The sequence below is a fragment of the Ruegeria sp. YKSE079 genome (genome assembly GCF_059612845.1).
The window spans coordinates 1-9,913 of the sequence record NZ_JBXWRJ010000040.1; the positions used below are offsets into that span (position 1 = coordinate 1).

Genomic DNA, 9,913 nt, shown 5'->3' on the forward strand with positions numbered 1-9,913 from the left:
AGGCAAAAACCAAAAGGCCAACAAACCGGCGCGGGATGGAGCAGCCAGGTAGCTCGTCAGGCTCATAACCTGAAGGTCGCAGGTTCAAATCCTGCTCCCGCAACCAAATATCCAACACAATTACAACGCACTAACGCCCAACAGGGCACAGCTCGCGTTCGCACCGTCCACGCCCGGTGCTACAACGGTGCTACGCCAGAGAGCAAACAAGGGCTAACTTTGGCTTGCCGAATCTGACGAACCTTCGGAGCAGAATCTGTCCCAAAGTTAAAACCAATGCGCCCCTGCCGTCCGCACTGTCAGCACCGTCAGCCAAGTGAAACTGCGTGGCCCGTAGACGAATACAGAGGGATTTTTCCCTACCCGGGGTATACCCGGCCCCGCGTATACCCCGGGTAGGGGGAAATCACGGCCTAAGCCGATATTTGGAATGACGGCTCTGAGCCCAAAACGGAAGCGTGTGAGCGGTTGACTTTAAATGCACAGCCACAACAAGTATTCTTGCTAAAGTTGATTTCCCTACAAGCCACTTTTGGAACCACGTTAGATGTTTAAAGTCGATATTCGGAACTTAGGTAGGTACCTTCACGTCACAGGCTACGCCGATGGAAATGACTGGTTGTTCTGGGTTGGCTTCGAGACAACGCACGCAAATGTGGGCAACGGCAATCGTGTCTGGGCGTATGATGGGAAATCATCATTCAAAATTTTTGACGCAACCTCCAAAAGCTTGATCAAGGTGCTTGAGTTGCCTGATGGGGAGAAAACCTACGGGGCAATGGCGGTCAATAGCCAAGACGGCGCCAATGTGTTTGTGCGCACTTCGTTTGAAGTGGAAACTAGTGACCAGCCAGAGGGTCAGACTTTCAGAAGATTACATGCGATATCTCTGGAACATTGTCGAGTGGTCAACTCTTCCGATCATTTTCGGGACATCTATGGAACTCCATTTGTCGAGGTCTGTAACGGAACAATTCGATTCCCGATACATGGAGACAGTTCTGCCACGGGGACAGGGTTGTTTGATCCCGACACAGGATCAACAAGTGTAGATGTACTCGAAATGGATGGGCCCGGCTTTTTTTCTGTTAGTCCGAAAGGTTCTTATTTGCTTCGCCCCGAGTTGAGTATCTTGCCCAGAACAGACGTAAGGGCCGGCCCCCTTGGCTTTCTGCACATAGGAGAAAAAATCAGATACTATGGCTTTGGGCTCCAACTTTGGCAAACGTCACCCCTTCGCCTGTTGCGCCGGTTATTCGTAGCTTGGAAAACGTCAGACGACTTCAAATTTAGAAGTTTTCTCAATACGCGGGATTCTTTGGAGGAAAACCAACAGGTAACGAGCAAAGTGTTGGATGCGGTTTCAGATCACTGCAAAAGGCACAATCTAAGTCCGACAAAGGCGCTTAGGGAGTTTCCACCAGCATTGGGAATAAACCCGCAGCACAAGTTATTTTCTTATTGGTTTCACGAAGTTTGGAATCTTGAAAAGCTATTGGTCTGGGAGCCGGATGAATCAGCTTTCTGGTGTGCGGTCAATGACAGCATAGTTCGCGTCGAGATCACCGGCGAAATGTCCCCGCGATTGAAGCTCAAACGGCTCCCAGACCCCCCAAGATCCAATTTGATCTACAATGACTTTGTTAGAAAGATCACCCCTGCCGGAAACAAAACGGCTCATGTTGTGTACCCTGAAGGGATCGCCATTTTGGACGGTGCCCCCCAAAGACGACCGCAAAGCATTGTATTAGTGCCCGAAGATTTTGATGGGTGGCACAACCCACCGTCTGGCGACAACAAAACTCTACGTGAAATCGATCAACGTATTCACGCGATGGAGGCCGAGCGAAATACCTTAACTGTTAAGCTTAGTTCATTGTCACAGGAAGACTGTATCGTCGCAATCAAGGAGCTTGCAGAATTTGTCGCGGAGCTACCCTCCAGTGACGAAAATGTTCGCATGTTTGAGGCCTCATTCGAAGTTCAGGATGAGCCACTTGATGAAGGTGCTTTCTTTGATCATGTTCGCGACAACTGTCCTGAAGCCGTGGTGCCTCTTCGCGACTTGATTAGTGAAACGATCAAACTGTCTGAACGTACCAAAGGCAAGTTGGCTTGGCGAACGAGCTCACTGTCTAAAGGTGAAAGGGACATGACTGCGATATTCGCAACAGCAGCAAGAGCACTTGGAGTGCTCGATGCAAAATCGGTCGACCTTGTAAGGAAGTACGGTGATCTGGTGGACGAGGAGCACGAATATTTCTACTCGTTACATACCATCCCAGCAGTAATCGAGGCTCATGGGTGGACGCGCGAGGTAATTGATCTTGTGGTCAGAATGACCCTTGTCGGGTTCAGAAACAGCTTTGAATCCCCTGAAAATATTTGGGATGGGCTGGGCCTTGGTAAAGCCGTGAAGAGCGCAGGAAGCCCGCAGGATTTCGCAGATCGCCTGCGCCGGTTGTCAGATGGATGTAGTTACACTGATTTCGAGGCGCTTGCCTCTAACAGCGTTGGCCCCCAAGGGGAATGGCTTGAATAACTCATCAATGAATTCAACGTTCGTTGAAATTGGGTCGCAATCAGTGGCCATCTAAGAAATTCTGCGGCAGGCCTTCTGATAGCTATCCAAATTCCGCAATAATGTCCCGAGTCAGTTGCTATCGAGTCCATAGCTCGGTCGGCTTCTGGAAACCATAAGTTGTGCAACGTCCATGACAGTGAATGGCAGCAGTGTCCGCATAGCGGACAAAGTCGATTTGCAAAACCGTCCGAAGGAATAGAACAAACGTAAAAGCGCCCGACTGTTCAGGTCGAGCGCTTGAGCATTCGTTGCGGCGTGACCTCTCACCGGTTGGTCAATTCAATCACCCGCACCCCCGCTTTGCCCTCGCGGTTGAAGGCGATGTTCACCCCCTGACGCCGCAGAACGGGTTGTACTCGGCGCAGCGCTGCCCCAAACCGTGCCTCGGACCGGGGAAAGCTGTGGCTGTCCTCTGTCAGCGCCGGGAAGCGATCCCGCAAAGTTTGCTTCAACTCGGTTGCGGTGCCGTTCCAATGCTGCCGCCCATCCATCAGTGACAGGATTGCCAGTGCCACCGGGTTGGCCTCAACAGCGGCTTGATCGCTTCGGGCGCGGTTGGCGGCGTAGGAGTCCAGAAACGCGCCCTGAGTCCATCCAAGGGCATCTTCGGCGGCAACCACCCATTTTGCAAAGTCGGCCATTCTGGGGGCCTCGCGGAGGCTCACAGAGTCAATCCGGGCCAAGGCGCAGGATACCGCGTCCAGAAGCGCGCCCAGAATATAGGGCTTGGCCTTGGCGAAGTCGCGATTGAACGCGCCCAAGGTCTTGCGCTTGCCGGGTGGGATCACCGGCAGGTGAACACCAATGGACCGATCCGCCAGATCGGGCCGCGCCGCCAGATCGGGAATGCCGTTCAGAAGGCAGGGCCGGGTGGCGTTGAATAATACCTCGTCGCTGTCGGTGTGCAGCTTGCGGGTGCCAAACCCGCCCCCGGTGGCGATCCGGCAGAAGGCGTCTGCCATCATCGGTCGGATGGTCGAGAGATTGTCGAAGCTCAGAACATGGTTGTGCATCGCAGCAATCACCAAATCCTGTTCGGAATTGGGGGTGCTGCGGGTGCTGGGTTGCGCCGGGTCGATCAGATCGCGCAGGGTCTGCGCGGTGGAGCTCTTGGCGCTGCCCTGTTCGCCGGACAGGATCAGGATGGGGTAGGGGCCTTTGGGATGGAAACACCCCAAAACCCATGCCACCAGCATGCGGAAATCATCCTCACTGTCCACATTCAGGAAATCGCGCAACAGGTCGATGCCGTTCTCGTGCCGCTCCGGGACTGGCAGCGCCTGCATGGCCGGTGAGCGCCGGAACCGTGCGGGGGGATGGCTGACCAGTTGCCAGCCTTCAGAGGTGATTGCCACGGCCTGCCAGTCCCTATCGCCAAGATCGAGATAGACCGTGCGCCCGATCGAGGCGATGCGGCTGGAAACGGGATAGGTCTCGCCTTCGAACCGCGCCACCCCTTCCAGCATCCGGCGCTTGTCATCCAGCGCCGCATTCGAGGGGGCTTTGCCCTCGGCCTTGTAATGGGCATAGGCCAGATAGTTGCGGAAGGTCGCGGAACCCACGGGCCAGTGCTCGAAGTGACCCTTGGTCCGTATCGTTACATAAGGCTCACCCTGAGGCGTGTTCCAAAGTTCCAGCCCATCCACCAGCGCCGCAGTCTCATCGCTACGTATAGGCGGTGGGGTCTCGTCCCTACGTATAGGTATCGTATACGGGTCCGGAGTGTCCCTACGATACGTAGGGGGATGCGGGTCATTTGCTGCCGGTTCGATCTTATTAGTTAAGTAAGCGGCAGTTGCATCCGGCAGATCGCAGGCCACGCTATTAACTAGGGCGTCAATCTCGCCTTGGCCCCAGCCTGCGGCAATGGCGTCGGCCACGTCCCAGCCCTTAGGTAAACGTTTAGGGATCACACCTGCCGGATCATGCTCCTTAACGAGGGCGCCGGTGATCGGCAGGATCAGCGGCGTCGCCCTATGTATCGTAACGAGGTCTTCGGCCAGCTTGGCGGCATAGTCCTGTCCCGGTTCATCGTGATCGGGCCAGATAATGACAATGCGGCCCGTCAGCGGCGAGAGGTCGGTTTTTGTCAATGCCTTGCTGCCGCCAAAGCTGGTGGAAGCCAGATAGCCAAGGGCGGTCAGCGCGTCGGCGCACTTCTCGCCTTCAACCCAGATCACCGGCTGATCCGGGTCCGCCTGGGCGATCCGGTCCAGATGATAGATCGGGCGCGACTGAGGCGCTTTCCACGCCTCTTTGGTCACGTCATAGGGCAGGAAGAACTTGCCCCTGCCGTTGCCCTCATAACGGTTGGCAACCAGCACCGGCGCACCTGCCGTGTTGCGATAGACATGTTGGGTGTCAGCGGCACCGGCTGTCGGGTGGCGGAGGTCTTGCCGCGCGCTCATGCCTGACCCCCCAGACGCTGCGCCAGCGCACGCGCGGCCTGTCCCTGCTGCACCCCGTTGAGATAGGCAAAGAGGCTGATGGCATCGCCGCCCTTGTCGCCTGTTGCGAAGTCGGCCCAAAGGCCGCTATCGAGATTGATCCGAAACGAACCGCGCTTGCGATCCGCACGGGTGGGGTTCAACGCCACCCATTCGCGTCCGATGATCCTGCCATCGGGCAGCCATTCGGCCAGAAGGCTGCGCAAGTTGATCCGGGCCAGTTCCGCGATTGCGGCAAATTCGATGGGTTTCCAGTTACCAGTCATTTGCCACCACCTCCTGAAGACGGGCAATCTCGAAGGCGTCAACGTCGCCTGCACGATAGCGAACCAAGCGGCCAACTTTGACATAGGCCAGCGGATAACGCTTGGTGCAGCGCCACGTGGCGAGCGTGGTTGTGGACACGCCGAGGCGTTCCGCGACTTGCTCGGGTTTGAGCAAGGTATTTGCCTGTTTTGCGATCATGTTTACCTCCATGAATTTTGATCGATGAAGGAACATCTAGGGGGCAATTGAGCGCCGCTAAACCGATGAAGCAGGGAACAAAAAAACGGTGCTTACATAGAAAACGGGGTCAGTTAATTGCCACGGAATGTGGCGGCAATATGGCTAAATCACCCGCATCACCGTGACAACGCGGGTGCGCGTCAGGTTGGAATCAAGCTTCCGACCAATAAGATGAATCGCGTCAACGGCCTGTGCCTTGTTTTGCTTTGTGGCCGGATCGTAGCGGCCCGCATTGAAGGGGCGCATGGCGTTGCGCTCCCAATAGGGGCGAAAGGCACGGGCCAAGGCAAAGATCGGCTGGCTTTCGGTTTTCTTTGGCCTGCGAGACCAGCGGTCCAGATCAGCCCCGTAATAACCGCTTTGAGAGTCATGCTCGCCCAGAGCAACCGTTTGTGCGGCGGCTTTTTGCAACAGGTCGAGAAACGACGCGATGTGGCCAACGGGATCGCCGGGGCCAAACGCGCCTTCAATCAAGTTTGCAATTCCGGCGGCGCTTGGGTCAGCTGATCGGGCTTGCGCTTCCAGCGCGTCGGCCAGTTTCCCGGAACAGTTTGGTGAAGCCTGCACTCGGGCAAGGTCCACTAGTACCGGCTCAAGCTTGGCAGACAATGCAGACAGGCGGCGGTATTCCATCGCGCCCGGCTTGCGTCGGCGCATGTTGCGACGCTCGCGGACATACGCCCGTGCTGCTGCCTCAACGCCTTTGCGCAGGTCGTCAGCATTGGCCTTGGGGCCAATCAGCATCTCTAGTTCCAGCATGAACCGGGCATCATAGAGGCGCTGTAGCTCGATCAGGAACCCTTGCCCCGTCATCAGGCGCTGCCACGGGGGGATCGGTATCTCTTTGGTGTCGGGGCGGGTGTCGCCTGTTTGTTCCATGCCCCCGCTTGTTCAGCAAAACCGAGGCAAACGCCAGAGGCTGACAGTGCTGACAGTGCTGACGGTGAAACTTGGCTTGAAACTTCTATTTTTTCGAATGAACGGTTCTCTAAAACCTGTAGCCTTCCAGCCCAAATCAATCATTGAGTCGAATCCCAGAAGACCTTCTAAAGGCCGGGGTGAGGGGCAGATATGCGGGAACAAACAAACTTCTTTGAACAGCCACAGTCCACCGAATCCTTAGTATCGGATTTTCTCACTGAAGCCGCCTAAGGCGACCTTTAGACACATAAGCCAAATGGTACCCAATGGACACCGAGGACCCGTCTACCCTGCAATCTGGCAAGCAGGACAGTTGCGAAACCCACTCCGGTTGTGGTCAGGTCGAAATGGTTGAATGGGAGCGTGTAGTGGTCGCAAAAGCGTATAACTTCTTTTCGCCGTGTTGGTTGGGAGCTGTGCATATTCTGTTCACACTTGCTATCACCTTTATGGTTGGCTCTAGGGGCCACGCTGCCGAGTTTAGCTACAAAGAAGACCAGCGCGGGCAGATGCTCGTTTTCTTAGAAGGCCCAATAGAAAAGGGTGATGCCGAAAAATTCGAAGAAATTGTTGCCGACGCTCTTTCGCAGTCATTTTGGAATCAGCTTGTCCTCGTTCTGAATAGCCCCGGTGGTAGCGTTTCGGAGGCAATCAAGATTGGGCGAATTACTCGTGACTTGCTTATCACCACTCGAACTGTTGCAACTGCTTATCGCGGCTTGTTTGATGACTTGGTTCCATCTGTTGCGCAACCTTGGGGCGGCATGTCTGTCGTTGATGGCGACCTATACCGCGAGCACCCAAAAGCCGGTCGCTGTTGGAGTGCCTGCACAATAGTATTTGCAAGCGGTGTTATTAGACAATCTGTCGAAAACTTTGACAAAAAGAACCAATTCTTGTTTATCCCAACCATCGGCGTCCATCGACCCAAAATGCCGGACGAAGATTTTTCTGAACTTAGTGCCGCAGATGCCCGAGAGGCACATGCGTCTATGCTCAAGCATATGGGTAACTTTCTAATTGAAATGGGTGCGAGCCGCGAGTTTGTCACGAGAACCATGGCAACCACTTCCCGCGACATCGACTTGGTTTCTTCCAGCGATCTTGAATCTATGCTCCCATCCATCGAACCTTTTTTTGAGGATTGGATTGCAGCGAAGTGCGGCCGAAATACAGACGTCCTGACTCTGCCGGAACTGTCGCTATATCAGCGCGCACCCGGTCAAATCAGCTATGCAGATTGGGGATTCGGCTACGGCGAGGAAGATTCCCTTCGAACAGATTATACTGGCATTTCCGATAAACAATTGAGGACCGAGCTTGATGAGATTAACCAAAAGGTTTTCGCCTATAATGACCTAGTCCTTTTTTGTCGAATTGTTACCGTCAAGACGCATCAAACAAATTGGCTTGATGAAAGGCGAGGTAACTAGTTAAGAAATCTTAGCAAAGACGGCGTCACCAAGGACCTGAATAACGGCTTCTTTGGACCGAAGCTGCTCTCTCAGATACACTAACTCTGGATTGTCGAAGTCCAAATCTGTGGTGAGATGGACGATCCCCTTGTTTATTTTCCGTCGAAAGGTGGCATCAATTATCTCGGTGTCGCCTGTAATAGCCTGAAGGTCCAAACCTAAATCACTCAGTTTGATGTCGTCGGGCTTTGTTCCCCGGTTTTCAGCGAAGTCAGCCACTTTCCTAAGAGCGATGAGGCTGTAAAGCAAAGCTGCCCTCCACATGGACTGATAAGCATTGTGACTCCAGATTTTCCTGCCTTCCGGTAATTTGTCGAATGATGGAGCAAACTCGGTTTCCCAAGTGTGGATCACGTCGAAGTCGCGTACTGCGACGCAAACTGAAAGAATTTCATCTCTTGTCATCAACTCAACCCCTAGCTGTCAGCGCATCGAAGCTCGTTGAAGAAGCTCATTGAACACGTTAGCGGTTTTGCAAAGGTGCCTGCCTGTGCAAAGCTGCAATACTCCCCGATATCAGCGAAAACCACATCACCGCCCTAACTCACTTTCGAAAACATCAACTCGGTCGCTTTGTCTACGCTCTCTCGGACCGGATCAAGGTTCAATCGTGCATAGATCGCGGTGGATTGCTGCGACCGATGCCCGAGTGATTTCCCGATGATGTACCCGTTCGCCCCGGTTGCCGCCTGATAGCTGCCCAAGGTGCGGCGCAGGTCGTGGATGCGCAGGTTTTCAATCCCCGCTTCTTGCAGAATCCGGCTCCAAGCCTTCTTGGGGTCGGCAAGATGACCGCTCTTGCCTGACCCTTCAAACACATAGGGGCTTTCTGATTTCAGTTTCCGTTCAATCAGTAATTCGACTGCCTGTTTGGGGAGATGAACTGTGAGCGGATCGGCGTTCTTGGTTTCCTCAATCCGCCATGTGGCTGATTGAAAGTTGACATCCTTCCACATCATCGCCAGCGTGTTTGACTTTCGCGCCCCTGTCAGGAGGGAAATCATGAAGAAATCCCGTGCGGCGTCGTTGGGTTCATTTGCCAACGCCTCGAAGAACCGGGGCAACTCGTCGGGCTGCAAGAACCTGTCGCGGCTTTGTTCCCGAAACTTCTTGATGCCGATTGCCGGGTTCACACCTTTCCAACCCCATTCAACGGCCTTGTTGAAAATGGACCGGATGCGTTCAAGCAGGCGGTTCGCCTGATAGAGACCATTTTCCTTGCCGATCTTTGCATGAAGCCGTTCCACTTCGGCCCGATCAATGCTGGATATCTTTCGGCGAAACCAGTGTGGAAGATATTTGTTGACTTCCCGCTCGTCATATTTCCACGATTTCTTATGAACTTTTGAATACTTGTCCATGTATTCGGCAAAAAGCGCCCCAAAGGTCATTTCATCCCGAACCGCTCGTTTCTCTTTCTGAGGATTGGCACCAGACGCGATGCCGCCCTTGGCCTTTGCCGCCGCCTTGCGGGCTTGCTCCACGGTCATGTCGGGAAACTTCCCAAGCAACAGACGTTCGGGCCGCCCCTCAATCCGCTTGTAGAGGTAAAAGCTCTTTGATCCCGCACCCGTAACAGCCATAACGAGGCCAGCTTCCCGGTCATCGTAGTAATAATCCCGCGATCCTTTCTTGGCGGCAGGGGCTTTCGAAAGGGCGGCTTTGGTGAAGTTCAAACGGTGACTGGTCACGGTATATCCTTTAGGTGTTTTGGTGCTACCGAAAGCTTATGGTGCTACACTGGTGCTACACCGGAGAGCAATTTTGGACAATGTGGAGAATGCTTACAACAAGCCATAGCATAGGTAACATATTGATAAATAATGCAAGAAATAACTTTAGCAAATAACAACAAACATACGACAATGAGGCTCATAACCTGAAGGTCGCAGGTTCAAATCCTGCTCCCGCAACCAAAATTACCGCATAAATACAACACTCTAACGCCCCAAAGGGGCGCTTCTTACGTTTTGCCACCA

General features: G+C 54.0%; 8 protein-coding genes and 1 tRNA gene. 3 read left to right on the forward strand and 6 right to left on the reverse strand.

Translation table 11 applies throughout. The features are described 5' to 3' along the window. The first annotated feature begins 29 nt into the window (after nt 1-29). Together AC2FMY_RS21625 and AC2FMY_RS21630 are read left to right on the forward strand one after the other, a co-directional pair. Nucleotides 30-106 (forward strand) — tRNA-Met (locus AC2FMY_RS21625). Nucleotides 107-547: 441 nt separating this feature from the next. After that, complete coding sequence (locus AC2FMY_RS21630) at nt 548-2,542, forward strand: hypothetical protein (protein WP_496808073.1); 1,995 nt, start codon at nt 548-550, stop codon at nt 2,540-2,542. A gap of 305 nt (nt 2,543-2,847) precedes the next feature. Here the strand turns inward: AC2FMY_RS21630 and AC2FMY_RS21635 are convergent, their stop codons facing one another. The 4 genes from AC2FMY_RS21635 to AC2FMY_RS21650 all read right to left on the reverse strand — a co-directional run bounded on the left by AC2FMY_RS21635 (nt 2,848) and on the right by AC2FMY_RS21650 (nt 6,417). Next, nucleotides 2,848-4,992 (reverse strand): AICE element replication initiation protein, encoded by a 2,145-nt coding sequence (locus AC2FMY_RS21635; protein ID WP_496808074.1) that lies wholly within the window; start codon nt 4,990-4,992, stop codon nt 2,848-2,850. After that, a complete protein-coding gene (locus AC2FMY_RS21640; RefSeq protein WP_496808075.1) occupies nt 4,989-5,297 on the reverse strand; it encodes a hypothetical protein in 309 nt (102 codons plus the stop codon). Before AC2FMY_RS21640 ends, AC2FMY_RS21635 begins: the two co-directional genes overlap by 4 nt. Beyond that, complete coding sequence (locus tag AC2FMY_RS21645) at nt 5,287-5,496, reverse strand: helix-turn-helix transcriptional regulator (protein ID WP_496808076.1); 210 nt, start codon at nt 5,494-5,496, stop codon at nt 5,287-5,289. The genes AC2FMY_RS21640 and AC2FMY_RS21645 overlap by 11 nt, the downstream gene beginning before the upstream one ends. Before the next feature lie 144 nt (nt 5,497-5,640). Further along, nucleotides 5,641-6,417 (reverse strand): hypothetical protein, encoded by a 777-nt coding sequence (locus AC2FMY_RS21650; RefSeq protein WP_496808077.1) that lies wholly within the window; start codon nt 6,415-6,417, stop codon nt 5,641-5,643. A gap of 308 nt (nt 6,418-6,725) precedes the next feature. Between AC2FMY_RS21650 and AC2FMY_RS21655 the strand changes: the two genes are divergently transcribed. Beyond that, complete coding sequence (locus tag AC2FMY_RS21655) at nt 6,726-7,892, forward strand: COG3904 family protein (protein ID WP_496808078.1); 1,167 nt, start codon at nt 6,726-6,728, stop codon at nt 7,890-7,892. Here AC2FMY_RS21655 and AC2FMY_RS21660 read toward each other — a convergent pair whose 3' ends face one another. Together AC2FMY_RS21660 and AC2FMY_RS21665 are read right to left on the reverse strand one after the other, a co-directional pair. Next, entirely contained in the window at nt 7,893-8,339 is a 447-nt protein-coding gene (locus tag AC2FMY_RS21660; protein WP_496808079.1) for a hypothetical protein, read from the reverse strand. A 134-nt stretch (nt 8,340-8,473) separates the two neighbouring features. Continuing rightward, nucleotides 8,474-9,625 (reverse strand): tyrosine-type recombinase/integrase, encoded by a 1,152-nt coding sequence (locus AC2FMY_RS21665; protein WP_496808080.1) that lies wholly within the window; start codon nt 9,623-9,625, stop codon nt 8,474-8,476. Nucleotides 9,626-9,913: the final 288 nt, after the last annotated feature.

Bases quoted from the DNA above. Each gene is read 5' to 3' on its own strand.
- AC2FMY_RS21630 (WP_496808073.1), top strand. From the start codon at position 548: ATGTTTAAAGTCGATATTCGGAACTTAGGTAGGTACCTTCACGTCACA.
- AC2FMY_RS21635 (WP_496808074.1), bottom strand. From the start codon at position 4,992: ATGAGCGCGCGGCAAGACCTCCGCCACCCGACAGCCGGTGCCGCTGAC.
- AC2FMY_RS21640 (WP_496808075.1), bottom strand. From the start codon at position 5,297: ATGACTGGTAACTGGAAACCCATCGAATTTGCCGCAATCGCGGAACTG.
- AC2FMY_RS21645 (WP_496808076.1), bottom strand. From the start codon at position 5,496: ATGATCGCAAAACAGGCAAATACCTTGCTCAAACCCGAGCAAGTCGCG.
- AC2FMY_RS21650 (WP_496808077.1), bottom strand. From the start codon at position 6,417: ATGGAACAAACAGGCGACACCCGCCCCGACACCAAAGAGATACCGATC.
- AC2FMY_RS21655 (WP_496808078.1), top strand. From the start codon at position 6,726: ATGGACACCGAGGACCCGTCTACCCTGCAATCTGGCAAGCAGGACAGT.
- AC2FMY_RS21660 (WP_496808079.1), bottom strand. From the start codon at position 8,339: ATGACAAGAGATGAAATTCTTTCAGTTTGCGTCGCAGTACGCGACTTC.